This window comes from Clostridium simiarum (assembly GCF_018919175.1).
GTDB lineage: Bacteria > Bacillota > Clostridia > Clostridiales > Clostridiaceae > Clostridium_L > Clostridium_L simiarum.
On the sequence record NZ_JAHLQL010000004.1, the window covers coordinates 55,993 to 71,875 of the forward strand.

Annotated in this window: 12 protein-coding genes; 6 read left to right on the plus strand and 6 right to left on the minus strand. The window is 30.3% G+C overall.

The annotated features are described in order from the left end of the window. Positions 1 to 38 precede the first annotated feature (38 nt). Positions 39 to 491, plus strand: a complete 453-nt coding sequence (locus KQI89_RS11925; RefSeq protein ID WP_216457246.1) for a GNAT family N-acetyltransferase — start codon at positions 39 to 41, stop codon at positions 489 to 491. Between the two features lie 411 nt (positions 492 to 902). Here KQI89_RS11925 and KQI89_RS11930 read toward each other — a convergent pair whose 3' ends face one another. After that, the gene (locus KQI89_RS11930; protein ID WP_216457247.1) at positions 903 to 1,661 is read right to left on the minus strand and encodes a M15 family metallopeptidase; all 759 of its coding nucleotides are present in this window, start codon (positions 1,659 to 1,661) and stop codon (positions 903 to 905) included. Positions 1,662 to 2,122: 461 nt separating this feature from the next. Between KQI89_RS11930 and KQI89_RS11935 the strand changes: the two genes are divergently transcribed. The 3 genes from KQI89_RS11935 (at position 2,123) to KQI89_RS11940 (ending at position 6,897) form a co-directional block, all read left to right on the plus strand. Next, positions 2,123 to 4,678, plus strand: coding sequence for an ATP-dependent DNA helicase (locus KQI89_RS11935; protein ID WP_216457248.1), 2,556 nt, complete (start codon positions 2,123 to 2,125; stop codon positions 4,676 to 4,678). A 146-nt stretch (positions 4,679 to 4,824) separates the two neighbouring features. Beyond that, the gene (locus KQI89_RS17685; RefSeq protein WP_246583092.1) at positions 4,825 to 5,427 is read left to right on the plus strand and encodes a PDC sensor domain-containing protein; all 603 of its coding nucleotides are present in this window, start codon (positions 4,825 to 4,827) and stop codon (positions 5,425 to 5,427) included. Positions 5,428 to 5,451: 24 nt separating this feature from the next. Beyond that, on the plus strand, positions 5,452 to 6,897 hold the full coding sequence (locus KQI89_RS11940) for a methyl-accepting chemotaxis protein (protein ID WP_246583093.1): 1,446 nt from the start codon (positions 5,452 to 5,454) through the stop codon (positions 6,895 to 6,897). Positions 6,898 to 7,074: 177 nt separating this feature from the next. Here KQI89_RS11940 and dcuC read toward each other — a convergent pair whose 3' ends face one another. Genes dcuC through KQI89_RS11960 form a run of 4 tightly spaced genes read right to left on the minus strand, consistent with a single transcriptional unit; the run spans position 7,075 to position 10,783 of the window. After that, entirely contained in the window at positions 7,075 to 8,481 is a 1,407-nt protein-coding gene (gene dcuC / locus KQI89_RS11945) for a C4-dicarboxylate transporter DcuC (protein WP_216457249.1), read from the minus strand. A 27-nt stretch (positions 8,482 to 8,508) separates the two neighbouring features. Beyond that, positions 8,509 to 9,429, minus strand: a complete 921-nt coding sequence (gene rihC / locus KQI89_RS11950; RefSeq protein WP_216457250.1) for a ribonucleoside hydrolase RihC — start codon at positions 9,427 to 9,429, stop codon at positions 8,509 to 8,511. 5 nt (positions 9,430 to 9,434) lie between these two features. Further along, on the minus strand, positions 9,435 to 10,391 hold the full coding sequence (rbsK, locus tag KQI89_RS11955; protein ID WP_216457251.1) for a ribokinase: 957 nt from the start codon (positions 10,389 to 10,391) through the stop codon (positions 9,435 to 9,437). Further along, complete coding sequence (locus KQI89_RS11960; RefSeq protein ID WP_216457252.1) at positions 10,367 to 10,783, minus strand: GNAT family N-acetyltransferase; 417 nt, start codon at positions 10,781 to 10,783, stop codon at positions 10,367 to 10,369. Before KQI89_RS11960 ends, rbsK begins: the two co-directional genes overlap by 25 nt. 176 nt (positions 10,784 to 10,959) lie before the next feature. On the opposite strand from KQI89_RS11960, the gene KQI89_RS11965 reads away from it, so the two are divergent. Next, positions 10,960 to 11,991, plus strand: a complete 1,032-nt coding sequence (locus KQI89_RS11965) for a LacI family DNA-binding transcriptional regulator (protein ID WP_216457253.1) — start codon at positions 10,960 to 10,962, stop codon at positions 11,989 to 11,991. Between the two features lie 72 nt (positions 11,992 to 12,063). On the opposite strand, the gene KQI89_RS11970 is transcribed toward KQI89_RS11965, so the two are convergent. Continuing rightward, the gene (locus tag KQI89_RS11970) at positions 12,064 to 12,936 is read right to left on the minus strand and encodes an aldose 1-epimerase family protein (RefSeq protein WP_216457254.1); all 873 of its coding nucleotides are present in this window, start codon (positions 12,934 to 12,936) and stop codon (positions 12,064 to 12,066) included. Positions 12,937 to 13,445: 509 nt separating this feature from the next. Here KQI89_RS11970 and KQI89_RS11975 point away from each other — a divergent pair. Further along, entirely contained in the window at positions 13,446 to 15,794 is a 2,349-nt protein-coding gene (locus KQI89_RS11975; protein ID WP_216457255.1) for an EAL domain-containing protein, read from the plus strand. Positions 15,795 to 15,883 lie beyond the last annotated feature (89 nt).

The window sequence follows — 15,883 nt, forward strand, 5'->3', positions numbered from 1 at the left end:
TATTTGTCTTATATTATAAAAATAAAGGGGGATTATATATGTTTGAGTTCAAAGAGTTTGATTACTTAACCGATGGTGAGATTGATTTAAAGATTGAAGAAAAAATACCATATAATGAGGAAAAAGACTATGTACCTACATATAAATATAGAATTACTATCCATGATTCAGATGATAGGATAGGAGAAATTAATATCAGAATAGGCTATAACGAAGGTATATATTATTGTGGTAATATAGGTTATATGATTGAAGAAATGTATAGGGGAAATGGTTATGCTTCAAAGGCTTGTAAAATTATAAAAGATGTAGCTATTGCACATGAAATGAACAAGCTTATAATAACTTGCAACCCAGATAACCTTCCATCAAGAAGAACTTGTGAAAAGACTGGTCTTAAACTTAAAGAGATAGTAGATTTGCCAATATATAATGAAATGTATAAAGAGGGAGAAAGACAAAAGTGCATATATGAATGGATTTTAGAATAGTTACTATTTAGATTTATTAATATTATACGAATTAGATAGAAAACGGACAAGACAAACTGTCCGTTTTACTTAGGATTGTTTATCAACGCTGGTTTAAAATATAGCCTAAATATAAAAAACTTGTTGCTTAAATGTTATTAAGTTTTTAAATCCTAACCTTAGGGTTTAAAACTTTTAATTGTGACAAAAGTGTATAGCTTTATATAGAAAAACTTTTAATTGTGACATAGCTATATGTAGGTGTATAGAAAAAAACTTTTAATTGTGACAGAGCTAGAAGGCCATTATATTGACTAATAGGTTGGGACAAATATGAGTAATTGTATTATTGTAAATCAACAAAAAAATTATGCATTGCTAAGGAGAGCTAATAAGAAATTTTAAGTTTTAATACTTAATAATATCCCTATATTACTCTACATTAACTAAAAAACGAGATAGCGGTTCGTTTTGTATAGGATAGCTATCAGCTTCACTATCATCAAAGTGCCACCATTCTGTTTCTATTTTAGAAAATCCATTTTTAAGCATTATTTCCGTTAAGAGATTTACATTTCTATTAGCCATGGTATTGGATGAATTATTATTTCTATGAGCTTTTGAATTAAACTCATCAAAGCCTGTGGGCATTTCTAATTCTTTACCATCTTTATCAACTAAGGTTATATCTACAGCGGTGCCTCGGTTATGTCTAGAACCGTTATGATAAGGGCTTGCAATATATCTTCTGTCTTGAACTAATCCCCAAAAATATTCTTGTACTGATGCGGGTCTATAAGCATCCCAAATCTTGATTCTATATCCTAACGCCTTAAAGTCTTCATTGGCAGCTATAAGCTTTTTTAAAGTATCTTGCTGAAGTACACAGACATAGGCATCATAAACTTTTTTGCCTGAAAAATTATTTTCTGTGGCATATCTAAGATCTAGAAGAAAATCATAGTCACTTACTTTTAAGGCCATCAATCCATTTATATTTTTGTTATAATCAATATCTCCAGTGATGATTTTGGTTTCGGGTTCTTTTAGAGAACGGTTTATGGAGTTACTATCCTCCATAGGATTTATAGGAAGGGCCTTTACATTACCTATGTAATATCCAATGCCGTATCCAATAAAAATCAAAATAATATATAAAATTAATATTAAAAAAATATTTTTAGCTTTCATAAAAACACCATTACCTCACATGTATAAATATAAGTAGCAATATTCGATATAATTCTACAATGAAAATCACACAACTATATTATACTATTTTATATAGAATTTAAAAGGTGGTAAAATAGAATTATGTTAATATAGGAGAAAAGTGGTTATGTTTTTAAATATAGAACTCTGTTTATCCCATCAATACCATTATTAACACACTTTTAGGGTATAAGGAGTGCTACATGTTTGGATAAGTTTCTCTAAGCTTTAAGATGGAAAGAGTCTTTACTCATAAGAAAATCCAAGGTAAACCTAAGAAGTGCTTAATATAGGAGCAGTGAGAAATTTAGATTACTTTGTTGAAGTAAGCCAATATAGAATTATTATTAGGAGGTAGCTGAATTTTTATTCTAAATAGAGTTAGTAATAGTGGGCAGAGGATAAATTATAATTAGAAAGGTGCTGTTTAAGGTAAAGTTATGGAGGAAAGAGAAGAAAGTAGATATTTCCCGGAAAATAATATAATAAAGGTCTCTGTGAGAGATTTGGTGGAGTTTGTATTAAGAAGAGGGAGTATAGATAGTGGATTTATAAGTAGTAAAAGGGCACAGGAAGGTACAAAGGCTCACAAGAAGGTGCAAAAGGCTAACGAGGAGTATTATTCTAGTATAGATAATATTGAATATAAAAAAGAAGTAACTTTGAGTCATGAGGCTAAGTATGAAGATCTATCCATTGTTGTTCAGGGAAGGGCAGATGGATTAATAATAGAGGAGATAGTAGAAGGAACAGTATTAGAAGAAAAAGAATTAAAGGATCTATTTCAGTATTGTCTAGAGCAGGAAGAATTTAAGGCGGAGGAAACTGAAGTCGAAAAAGAGGGCATAAAGGTAACTATAGAAGAGATAAAAAGTACTACTAGGGATTTATCTTTAATTTTTGAGGATTATAATGAGCTTCACTTAGCACAAGCTAAATGTTATGCTTATATGTTTCTTAAAGAAAATCCTCGGAAAATGGAACTTTCAAAGGAACGTGCTTATGTAAAGCTAGTTTATTATCACATAGATAGTGAGGAGATAAAGACTTTTACAAAGGGCTTTTCTTTTAAGGAGTTAGAGGAATACTTTTTAGATATTATTAAGAAGTATCATAGTTTTGCTGCCATGGGCCTAAAATGGAAAGAAGTAAGAGATGACTCTATTAAAAATGTAAGCTTTCCTTTTTCAAGTTATAGAAAAGGCCAAAGGGAACTTGCAGTAGCGGTTTATAAAACCATAGAGCATGAAAAAAAGATATTTGCAAAGGCTCCAACAGGCATAGGAAAGACTATATCTACAATTTTTCCAGCGGTTAAGGCTCTAGGGGAAGGCCATTTATCTAAGATATTTTATCTTACAGCTAAAACTACTACAAGAACTGTAGCAGAAGAGGCTTTTAAAAGGTTAAGAAAAGAAGGGTTAAAGTTAAAAAGTATAACACTTACAGCAAAAGACAAAATTTGTTTTACAGAAGATAAAATTTGTAGTGAAGAAAGTTGTCCTTATGCAGAGGGGCACTTTGATAGAGTCAATGAAGCTATAAAAGATATATTGACAAATGAAGAGGATTTAAACAGAGAAACCATAGAGAAGTATGCTAGAAATCATAAAGTTTGTCCTTTTGAATTTTCTTTAGATCTTTCACTTTTTTGTGATGCAATAATATGTGATTATAATTATGTATTTGATCCTAGTGCTTCATTAAAAAGGTTTTTCGATAAGGAGCTAAGAAGAGAAGTATCAGACTTTGTCCTTCTTATAGATGAAGCACACAATATGGTTGATAGGGCTAGAGAGATGTTTTCTGCGAAGCTTTTAAAAAGTAACATACTGCAGTGTAAAAAAATTATTAAGGGTAAGTCTAACGGAATCTATAAGGCATTAGACAAAATAAATTCCTACTTTATATCCTTAAGGCACGAGATAGAAGAAACTAAGGATAAGTTCCTAGTAGAAAAGAATCCTCCAGAGGATTTGTATCCTCTTATTAGAGTTTTTATGAGAGATGCTGAAGAGTATCTTATGAAAAATAAAAACACACAAGGTTTTAATGAAATACTAGATTTATATTTTCAATTTAACTCCTTTTTAAATATCGGAGAAAATTATGGAGAAGATTATGTAACATATATAGATTATGAAAACAATGATGTAGGCTTAAAATTATTTTGTGTAGATCCATCTAGAAGTATAAAAGAAGTTATGAAAGCTGTTAGATCTACAGTATTTTTCTCAGCTACATTAAGTCCCATGGATTACTTTAAGGATCTTTTAGGTGGAGATTCTGAGGATTATGTAATTAGATTAAAATCACCCTTTCCTAAGGAAAACTTAGAAGTAGCTTTGGTGAATAATATATCCACTAAATATAGAAGTAGAGAACAAAGTTATGAAAGGATTGCTGAATACATTTATACCTTGGCAGATAGTAAAATAGGAAATTATATGATATTTTTCCCTTCTTATCAGTATATGAATATGGTATTGGAATCTTATATAAGTCTATATGGAGATAAAGATAAAGGAAATGTAGAAATTATAGTTCAAGAAACCTCTATGACAGAAGAGAATAGAGAAATGTTTTTAGATAATTTCAAGGAAAATCCAGAGAAAAGCCTTATAGCGTATGTAGTTCTCGGAGGAGTATTCTCAGAGGGCATAGACCTTACAGGAGATAGACTTTCAGGAGCCTTAATAGTGGGAGTTGGACTTCCTAAAGTTTGTGCTGAAAGAGAAATAATAAGAGAGTATTATGAAGTAAATAAAAAAAAGGGCTTTGAATATTCATATATATATCCAGGAATGAATAAAGTAACGCAGGCAGCAGGACGGGTAATAAGGACAGAAGAGGATAAAGGCATTGTGATTTTAGTAGACGAGAGATATAGCTATGAAACTTATGAGAGGCTTTTGCCAGAGGAGTGGATACCTTACAGAAAAGTTTCTAAAGGTAAACAGTTAGAATGCTTAATAAAGAACTCTTTGGATATGTAAAATATTGTGAACTAATGCATATGTAATTATTTGGAGAAATTTATTGAAAAATGCTTGTTAGCTAAATTTTTTATAAAAAATATTAATTACATATAAATTTTAGAGAAAAAATCACGATTATATATATAAAAAGGAGTAGTTGCATAATGAGAAAAATGGCTAGCATAAAAAATAAACTCACAGTATCTTTTGTTTCTTTGAGCTTAATGTCTTTAATTTTACTAGGTACTATAGTTTATAATAAAGTATATAACACAACTCAAAAGGATTATATACACTCTATAGAAAAGCAAATTACCCAGGTGGATAATAGTTTTAACAATTACATAGTTGGTTTTGAAGAAAATCTAAATATGTTTTCAAAGGGAATACTCAATTTAGAGAATCAGCTAACTTCATACATTGATAAAGGATATGGAACAGATTATATGTCTCCTAGATCTCCAGCAGATGAGGAATTAGAGTCATCTTTGTATAAAAATTTCGAAAATTTCTCAGAAACTCATGATGGAATAGAAAGTGTATTTATATCTTCAGAAAGCAATGGGGGATATATGCAGTATCCATCAGTACCAAGAGAAAAAGGATATGATCCTAGAACAAGGTCATGGTACAGTGAAGGTAAGAATAGTAAAGATAAGGTTTCTTTCACAGATGTTTATAAAACTTCCTCGGGAGATATGGTAATATCAACTATAACCTCCATTAAAGATGGAAATTCAAACTTTAAAGGAGTTATAGGATTTTAGATAAATTTAAAAAATTTATCTAAAATGGCTTCTAGTACAAAAATAGGTGAAAATGGATATCTTGTTATAACAGATGGGAAAGGAACTATAATCGGCAGTGGTAAGGATGAAAGTCTTATTTCTAAAAGTATAAAAGAACTTAAAATAGAAGAGCTAAATGATTTATCACAATATACAAATCATAACTTTAGTACAAAAATAGATAACGGAAAAGACTATTTTATAAACATAACAAAATCTTCTAATGATGAATTAGGATGGTACTACATATCTTTTGTAGAAAAGTCGGAACTTGTAGAATCTGCAAATAGTATAGGACTTATAGCGTTAATTTTAACTCTTTTATGTTCATTACTTGTAGCAGTAGTTTGTATATTAATAGCTAATAAAATATCAAATCCTATTAAATATGCAGCAGGGCATATAAAGGAAATGGGAAGAGGAAATTTTACAATCCCAATAGAAGAAAAATATTTTAAATTAGAAGATGAAGTTGGAGATATTATAAGATCCCTAGATAAAATGCAAGGTTCTATAAAATCTATGTTGTATAAGGTAAAGGAAAGCTCACAAACCGTGGAGAGGGAGGAAGAAAAATTACTCTCATCTTCAGAAGAGATGACAGCATCCTCAAGTGAAGTTTCCAGTGCAATACATGATGTGGCTATAGGAATTTCAAATCAAGCTGGGGAACTTGTAAAAGCTACCTCTACAATATCAAGTTTTGGAGAGAAGCTTGACGTTGTAGTAAGTGAGTTATCAGCAATAAGTGAAAATTCTGTAGGCATAAGCTTAATGGCTAATGATAGCAATAAAAAGATGGAACACATGGTAGTGTCAGTAACAAATATTAGAGAGTTCTTTAAAAGCTTTTTAGATGTAATATCTAAACTTGATAATAACATAGGTCAAATAAGTGAGATGACAAATTTAATAAACAGTATTTCAGAACAAACTAATCTTTTAGCTCTAAATGCAGCGATTGAAGCTGCAAGGGCAGGGGAATTAGGAAAAGGATTTGCTGTGGTAGCAGATGAAATAAGAAAACTTGCAGAAAGAAGTAAAGAGTCTTCTGAAAGCATAAATAAATTAGTAGAAAATATAGATAAAGATAAGAAAGATATTATAGATAACACCGGAAAAATGAAAGATGAACTTGATAGTCAATCTAACACCATAGAGGAAACAATATATGTATTTAAAAATATAATAGAGTCTATTGAAGATATTGTTCCTAAAATACAAAATGTTAATAATTCAACTTATTATATAAATAAAGAAAAGGATGAAGTTCTATCAAAGATGGAAGGAAGTACAGCTATTTCAGAAGAAATATCTGCCTCTTCAGAAGAAATATCTGCCTCTTCAGAAGAAATGAATAACTGCTCAAAGGATGTATCTATGTCAGCAGAGAAACTAAGCGAAATGACTAGAGCAATGAATGAAGAAGTGAATAAATTTAAAATATAATTTTAATAAAAGAAAAGAACAGAATTTTTAATTCTGTTCTTTTCTTTTATGATTGGATATTTCCTGTTCTTTTCCGTTATTTTCTTTTTTATGATTTTTTCTTTTTGATCTGTTATGTTTTATTATTTTCTATTTGAGTTAAGATTATATTAGTTTTATTAAACTTACTAAGCAAGTTTATAAAAATAAGATCATTGATAAAATGAACATGAATATAATTCCACCAACCATTGGTACTGATGTTCTTTTTACAACATCTAGAGCACTTTTCTTTACAGAACCAGCTACAATTACAGTAACCGCCGCTACTGGGGACACTGCTCTCATTAAGTTTCCTGCAAGACCCATTGGTACTGAAATTGCGATAGGGCTAATTCCAGCAGCCTCTGCTAGTGGAACCATTAATGGAATCATTGCAAAGAATAAAGCAGTTCCGCTACCTGAAAGTAATACTATTAGCATAGATAATGCTACTAAGATTAGCGGTAGAACTATTCCCATGCCTGTACCTTGTGTAGAAAGCATAGTCTTTTGTAAAGCACTAATAAGTCCAATTGAGTTTAATCCTGCTACAAATACGCTTGCTGCTACTAATAATGCCACAATAGAAACTCCATTTGACATTCCTTTAAAGAAGGCTTCTGTTTCTTCCAAAACCTTTTTATCTCCCTTGTGTCTAACTAATTCACAAATAATTGCAATTATAAAACTTAAGATTGATGCTACTTCTACTGATAATGATGCTGGTGAACCTGTAAAATATACCATAATCAATAATAAGATTGGTAATAGTGGTAATAATGCATAAACTGTTTTAAATAGTGCTGAGCCTTTAATTTCATCAATGGATTTTATTTCAACTTCTTCTTTATCCACGTTAGTTCCTTGTTTTTTATCCATGAATTTTTGCCAGAAATAATGTAAAGCTGCCATAAATCCTAAAGTAGGAATTGAAACCATAGCATGGTATTTCAAAACATAATCTGTTACTGTTAATCCAGCGTATGCTGGGAACTTTGCTAGTTCTTGAGCAATTGCAACATTATCACTTCCAAGTGGTGTTGGCATTACTGTTGCAGTGGTAGCAATAACTGCCGCTGCTGTTAATGTACTCATGCCTGACCTTTTTAAAACTGGGAATAATGTAGCTAATAATATAATTGCTAAGTTAGAAGCACTTGGAATTACTAAAGAAAGTAAGTTACCTAGTAAAAATACAATTGGAACTAAAATATAAGTTGATTTAATTTTAGATATTGGTTTTGTTAAAACACTTACAGTTACATCATTTGCTCCTATTTTACTCATATAACCTGAGTATCCCCCTAAGATTAAAATAATGAATCCTGCTGCAGATAAGGTTTGTTTGAATATATCTGCTGTTGCTTTTAACGGATCAAGTAACACAAGACCTGTGGACTCAAAGTTTTTAATTGCTATACCTTTTCCCATTGCAAAGGAAACATACATTAATACTATACCAATAGCGAATAATGTTATTTTTATGTCCATTTTCTTTATTAACATATATATCACTAAAGCAATTGCAATAAAAGCAGTCCCTAACATTATAAAATTATTCATAATACATTCCTCTCCCCTATATTTATTTTATATACAGTTTTTAATTGAACTCTTAAACCAGTCTTTAAATACTTTGGCATCTATGTCTGTACACACTTTTGCATTTGGACTTTTTCCTAAATATCCTTTTAAATCAACTATCGTACAACCAAGTGTTAAGTTACTTTGTGTTTCAACATCTATAAATGTTTCAGTCATCTCATACATTTCTGGGCAAAGAAGATAAGCTATTGCACAACTATCATACATTTTTAATCCTGTTTTAAAACTTCCACCTCTATACTTTTGGAATAATGAGTACATCATATCTCCAGTTTTACCAAAGGTTTTAATTTCTTCACTATCTTCTGGGTATACTAGTGCTTTAAGTCCCATATCTAATCCGGCCATCACTAGATTTACTCCGCTTGAAAATACAATTTTAGCTGCCTGTGGGTCTGTAGCTATATTAAATTCCCCCATAACTGTCTTATTACCTCTTGTTAAAGATCCACCCATAAATACAATTTCATCGATGTTAGATTTAACTTCTGGGTACATTTTTAGTAATAGTGCAATATTTGTAAGTGGTCCAATAGCCATAATAGTTACTGGAGTATCACTTTCAAGAATAGTTTTTCTCATGGCGTTTACTGCATGCTCTTCTAATAAGTTGCTACGACATGGCTCTCCAAAATCATATCCATCCATTCCTGATGCACCATGAACATTTTTTGCATCATCGAATTTTTCAAGTAAAGGCTCTCCAACACCCTTTGCTACAGGTATGTCTTTGCCGAAAAAGGTTAATAATTTTAATGTGTTTTCAGTTACTAAATCAAGACTAACATTTCCAGCTACAGTGGTGATAAGTTTTACATCTATCTTATCTGAGAACAATGCTATTGCTATTGCTATTGCGTCATCAATACCTGGGTCTGTGTCTATTATTAATTTTCTTTTATTCATTATGGTTATTCCTCCTTTTTGCTTTCAAAAAATTCATTAACTTGTTCCAGGGTTGGAATAGATATTTGAGCCCCTTCTCTTGTAACAGTTATAGCAGAAACCTTTGTTGCATAAATTAATGCTTCCTTTAAAGAGTTTCCGAAGGACAATTGTGCTGACAGTGCTCCTATAAAAGAATCCCCAGCAGCAGTAGAATCTATAGCGTCAACCTTATGTGCACTTATTTTAATTGTTTCATCTGGGGTTATGGTTACACTTCCGTGTCTACCTAATGTAATTACAATATTTTTTGCACCTTTTTCCTTAAGAATATTTGCAGCTTTTTCACATTCTTCAGTACTTCTAGGATATATATTAGTTAACATTTCACATTCACTTTGATTAATCACTAAGATGTCGATATATTTATAATACTCACTTGAAAATAGCTTAGCAGGTGCTGGGTTTAGCAGAGTTGTCATACCAATACTTTTGGCATACTCTATTAATTTAAGAGTTGTAGATAAATCATTTTCAAATTGGGTTACGAATATGTCTTCTTCCTTTGCAAGTTCAAATAACTTTTCCTTTGCAAAATCAAAGCTTAAAGAATTATTTGCTCCTGGGTTTATAATTATTCTATTGTCACTTTCATGGCAAACAATCATAGCTATGCCTGTAGGTTCAGTGCTTTGTATATCAATATAATCAGTATTAATTCCATTGCTTTTTAAAGAGCTTAGTATTTCAGTACCAAAGGGGTCCTTCCCAACACTTCCTATAAATAATACTTCCGCTTTAGACTTTACAGCAGCAATTGCTTGGTTTCCACCTTTACCACCGGCATTTAATAAAAAATCATGTCCTTGAATAGTCTCTCCTTTACTAGGAATATTATCAACTTTAATTGTAAGATCCATATTAAGGCTTCCTACTACAATAACTTTTTTCATACTATCTATCGCTTCCTTCTTTCTAAACAAATCATTCCTGCTCCAAATCCTTCATTTGGTCTTCTTATAAATCCGAATTTTTCATAAAAACCTTCAGTGTTTGGCATTGCCATTAGTCCAATATAAGGATTCTCACAGCAGCATGATTCTATATAATCTAACAAATTATTAACAACCATCATTCCAATTTGTTTATTTCTATAATCTGGATGAACCACAACATCTTTTATAAAAAATGCAATCCTGCCATCTCCGATTACTCTTCCAATAGCAATTGGATTTTTATTATCATAAATAACTACACTATAAAGGGTGTTTTTCAATGCCTCAATAATGTCATTTTTTTTATACTGTTGCATATTCGCATATTTTCTTATGCTATCATATATTTCCCATGTTAATCCATTTTTGCATATATTCATACTAACAAACCCCTTGATAAAACGTTTTACTACTATGAAAATATAGTATCACTCCCTGTAAGCGTTGTCAATATTTTTTATATAATTCATTAGTATTTTTAAATAACTAATATGGGATTTTATTACTGATATTAAAAGTTCAGTAATAATGTGATATACTTATTTTGGTGATTAAAATGAAAGTTAAGTTAAAAGATATTGCTGAAAAAGCTAATACATCAATAACCTCTGTTTCCTTAGTTTTAAACAATAAACCTTGTAGAATTTCTGATGAAAAGAAAGCATTAATTAAACAAATTGCAAAAGATAATAATTATACTCCAAACATTAATGCAAGAAGCTTAATTACAAAGGAAACTAAAACTCTTGGACTTATTATCCCTGATATTGAAAACATATTTTTCTCAAAACTTACAAAAACTATTGAAACCTATTGTAGGCAATTTGGATATGCCTTAATCATTGTAAATTCAAATGATGAATATAAAGAAGATCTGCATTTATTGGATCTATTATTGGCAAGAGGCATAGATGGACTGTTTATTACTGTGTCTAATTCTGCATATAATCATAAAGAAGAGGTATGTTCAAAATTAAAAAGCCTAACAATACCTTATATAATGATAGATAGAGTTTTTGATGAGTTAGATTGTAATCAGGTATATTTTGATAATGTAAAAGGTTCTTATATGGCAACAAAGTATTTAATTGAAAATGGACATACTATGATCTCCTGTATTACAAACTCCATTTATTCAAAAAATACTGTGTCTCGTTTTGAAGGCTATAAAAAAGCAATGAAGGAGCATGGACTAAAGATAAAAGATGAGTATATTATTCAAGGAGACTATCGTATCCAAAGTGGATATAATACTGGTGATATGGTAATCAGCAATAATACCACCGCTGTATTTGTTACAAACGATATGATGGCACTTGGATTACTAAAACGATTAAGCGAGAAAAACATAAAGATTCCTGAAGATTTGTCTATTGTCAGCTATGATAATTTATTAAATGACTTTATAATTGGAATAGGAATAACCTCTATTGATCAAAATATTTCAAACCTAGGAAAAGTAGCTTGTGATCTTATGCTAAGTCTTATTAAAAATGAAGAAACAGAAATTAAAAAGATATGTTTAGATCCTCAGCTAATTATAAAAAGAAGTGTTAAAAATTTTAACACCTTGGGTCAGGGGAGATGAGATATCATCACCCTACCAAAGGTGTAATATTTTAAAATAAAATTATTAATTACACAAAATTATCTAGTTTCTCTACAAAATAGAAATACTCATTTCTGCATTAAAATCTTTTCCTTTTTCTAGTTTAACAATGCCTGATTTATCCTTAAACTCACCATTAAAATCTTCAAAATCAGCATGACCATACCAAGGTTCTATGCAAACAAAGGGAGCTCCTGAGTTTTTAGTCCATATGCCAAGGAAAGGAAAGCCTTTGAAATTAACTTCAAGTCCTTTAGAGTTTTTACTACCTTTTAGGCATATACTTTGGGATTTAAGATTTTTAAATACTAAAGCATCATCTTTAAATAAATCATAATTTAAGGCTATTTTCTTTTCGTTATTTAATAAGGACTTTGTTTCCCTTTTAAAATAACCCTTTTCATTTAAACACATTGTATGTACACTTTCATTTTCTTCAAATTCTAAATAATAATCCTCAAATTTTTCTTCAGAGTAAAGTGGACAGTTAAATCCAGGATGAGCTCCGAGAGAAAAGTAAATATCTCTGTCATCTTGATTGATTACTCTATATTTTATCTTAAGAGTATTTTCTGTTAGCTGGTAGCCTATTTGAAATTTAAACTTATAAGGGTATACCTTAAGAGTTTCCTCAGAATAAGCTAGTTCAAACAAGAGACTATGAGAATCCTCTTCAATTAATTTAAAGTCTAAATCTCTAGCAAGACCATGCTGTGGTAATGAATATTTCATACCACAAACTTTATATACATTTCCATTTACTTTACCTACAATAGGAAATAGCACTGGAGCATGGCGAGGCCAGAACTTTTCATCCCCTTGCCACAAATACTCTAGTTTTTCCTTTTTTTCATAAATACTATGAAGCTCCGCTCCTTTATCATGAATTTTTATACATAATAATTGATTTTCTAAACTATGCAAAAAAGCACTTCCTTTCTTAGTATCTTCATGTTAATATATACTTTAAATGTAAAATAAAAAGGTAATCAGAATATTTAACCATTTTGTAATACTTTTGTAATTGTAAAGAAAACAATTAATCTGTTTTATATTATATAATAATATCATAGTCAAAGAAACATCAATATAAAACTTGATGTAACAAAAAACTTAAACAATGATCAAACCCTTAAACTCACAAATTAATTTATATTAGAGGACTTAAAAATCATAAATACAACCAAGATACGTATTAAAAGTGAACTAACGGATCTAAAGGAATAAGATTTTTATTTACCATTAAACTCACATCACTTATAGGCAGCTGCCCCCACAGCTGTCTATTTTGCTGTTTATTTGTTTATATTAATTCTCATTATTTTATAAATGTGTATTATATTGCCCATAAGCTAAAAATTAAGTTTAATTGGTAAAAAAATTATGGTAAAATGTTGTTCTAGGGGTATAACTTTGAAGCAAGGAGATAAATGATGTTTAATAGAGAAAACATAGAACATATAAAAAGCTTATCCTCATATGGAATTTTAATTGTAGTCTTGGCTTTTATGTTGTATTGCAATCAAAAATTGAAGAAAAATAATAAAAAAATGAGGTTAACCTTGCTTGAGGAAGAAAGTAGAAGGGAAGAGCTACAAAAGGAAGTAGATAATCTAAGCACTATTTTAGTAAGTTCCGATGATGCTATTATATGTAGTAACCTAGATGGAACTATACTAAGGTGGAATAAAAGTGCAGAAGAGATTTATGGATATACTGAAGAGGAAGCCATTGGTAAAAATATATCTATAATTAGTGGAAGAGAAAACATTAAAGAGGTTCAGTGGCTATCTTCAAATTTAGAGGTTGGAGAAACCATAAAAAACTACGAAACTAAAAGATATACAAAAGACGGAAGAGAAATCAGCATATGTGTAACCTTATCACCAATAAAGGATAATGAAGGAAACATACTTTATGTGGCAGGCATTGATAGGGAGATAACAGAGAAAGTAAAAGATAGAGAAAAGCTTATAAAAAGTTATGATGAGCTTTCTATGGTTTATAATCAACTTGCTGCCACAGAAGATGAACTCAGAAACCAAATAATAGAGCTTAAAAATCATGAGAAGGCATTAAAGCTTAGTGAGGAAAGATATAAATTAGTTTTAGAAGGGGCTAATGATGCCATTTGGGAACTAGATTTTTCAGATGATTCTTTCTTTATATCATCTAAATGGGAGGTAATATCAGAAAATACTATTTTAGATATAGATGACTTAAATGAAGCAATTTCAAGGTATGTACACCCAGAGGATATAGAAACTGTAATAAAAGAACTTCAAGATCACATTACAGGTAATAGTGATAATAAGGAATATTATCAAAGTGAGTTTAGGATAAAGACAAAGTATGGAAAATATAAATGGGTTAATAGCAGAGGTAAGATAATAAGAGATAGTGATGGAAATGCTATAAAAATGGCAGGTTCTATTACAGATATTAATGAAAAGAAGGAGTCTCAAGAAAAAATAAGATACTTAGCTTATTATGATCCACTGACAAACCTTCCAAATAGACTTTGGCTTAAAGAAAAGCTTAATGAAATAATAGAGGAAAGTGGAAAAAATAACGAGAAATTTGCACTATTATTTATAGACATAGATAATTTTAAAATGATAAATGACATTTTAGGTCATGATTTTGGTGATGATGTAATGAAAGGAATTTCAAGTACCATAAACCAAAAGCTTCCACCAGCTGCTATTATGGGGAGAAATGGTGGAGATGAATTTATGGTAATATTAAAAAACACCAGTCACCTAAAAGAAGTTTGTGCATTATGCCATAATATTCTTGAGCCATTTAAAACCTCAATTAATATAAAGGATACAAATATTTATACAGGAATAAGTATGGGGATATGTATATATCCTTTTGATGGAAGCACTCCAAAAGAATTACTAAGAAATTCAGATGCAGCTCTTTATCATGCAAAGAAAAACGGAAAAAATCAGTACTGTGTATTTAATAAAACTATGGCAGAGGAGATAATAAGAAAAGGAACCATAGAAAAAGGTTTAAGAGAGGCACTAATAAACAATGAATTTATCATGTATTATCAACCGCAGTTAGATATTAAGACAGGTAAAATAGGTGGATATGAGGCTCTCATAAGATGGAACAGCAAGGAACTAGGTTGGGTATCACCAGGAGAATTCATACCTGTGGCTGAAGAATCAGGCATAATAAGAGATATAGGATTTTGGGTTATTAAAGATGTTTGCAGACAAATAAGGATCTGGAAAGAAAAAAATCTAAAACTCTCTAGCATAGCTATAAACATATCACCTATACAACTTCACGAAAGTAGATTTATAGAAAACATGCTTTATATATTACAATCTGAAGGTCTATCACCAGAAGATTTAGAAATAGAGATTACTGAAAATGTACTTATAAATTTTTATGATAAAAATATCTTAGTATTAAATAGATTAAAGGACTTAAATTTTAGTGTAGCATTAGATGACTTTGGGACAGGTTATTCCTCTTTAAATTATTTAAGAGTAATGCCCATAAATAAATTAAAGATAGATAAATCCTTTATAGACTTTATTGAAAAAGATAAAAATATAACAGAAGGAATAATAGAACTCTCACATAATATGGGTATAGAAGTAGTGGCAGAAGGTGTAGAAACCCAAGGTCAAGTATCTATATTAGAATCTATGAGTTGCGATAAAATACAAGGTTACTACTTCAGCAAACCACTATCAGCTGAAGAAGTAGAAATATTTGCAGATCCCAAAAATGTAAGTGTTTCTAGGAATAAGCCATAATCAAGTGATTCAGAGGTTCAGGTGGAGTTTGCTTATGAGGAATACACCTCTCCATCTGACCTAGAAGAACTTATAAAGATACCTAAATA

Coding starts and splice junctions, on each gene's coding strand:
- KQI89_RS11925 (WP_216457246.1), top strand. CDS start 39: ATGTTTGAGTTCAAAGAGTTTGATTACTTAACCGATGGTGAGATTGAT.
- KQI89_RS11930 (WP_216457247.1), bottom strand. CDS start 1,661: ATGAAAGCTAAAAATATTTTTTTAATATTAATTTTATATATTATTTTG.
- KQI89_RS11935 (WP_216457248.1), top strand. CDS start 2,123: ATGGAGGAAAGAGAAGAAAGTAGATATTTCCCGGAAAATAATATAATA.
- KQI89_RS17685 (WP_246583092.1), top strand. CDS start 4,825: ATGAGAAAAATGGCTAGCATAAAAAATAAACTCACAGTATCTTTTGTT.
- KQI89_RS11940 (WP_246583093.1), top strand. CDS start 5,452: ATGGCTTCTAGTACAAAAATAGGTGAAAATGGATATCTTGTTATAACA.
- dcuC (WP_216457249.1), bottom strand. CDS start 8,481: ATGAATAATTTTATAATGTTAGGGACTGCTTTTATTGCAATTGCTTTA.
- rihC (WP_216457250.1), bottom strand. CDS start 9,429: ATGAATAAAAGAAAATTAATAATAGACACAGACCCAGGTATTGATGAC.
- KQI89_RS11960 (WP_216457252.1), bottom strand. CDS start 10,783: ATGAATATATGCAAAAATGGATTAACATGGGAAATATATGATAGCATA.
- KQI89_RS11965 (WP_216457253.1), top strand. CDS start 10,960: ATGAAAGTTAAGTTAAAAGATATTGCTGAAAAAGCTAATACATCAATA.
- KQI89_RS11975 (WP_216457255.1), top strand. CDS start 13,446: ATGTTTAATAGAGAAAACATAGAACATATAAAAAGCTTATCCTCATAT.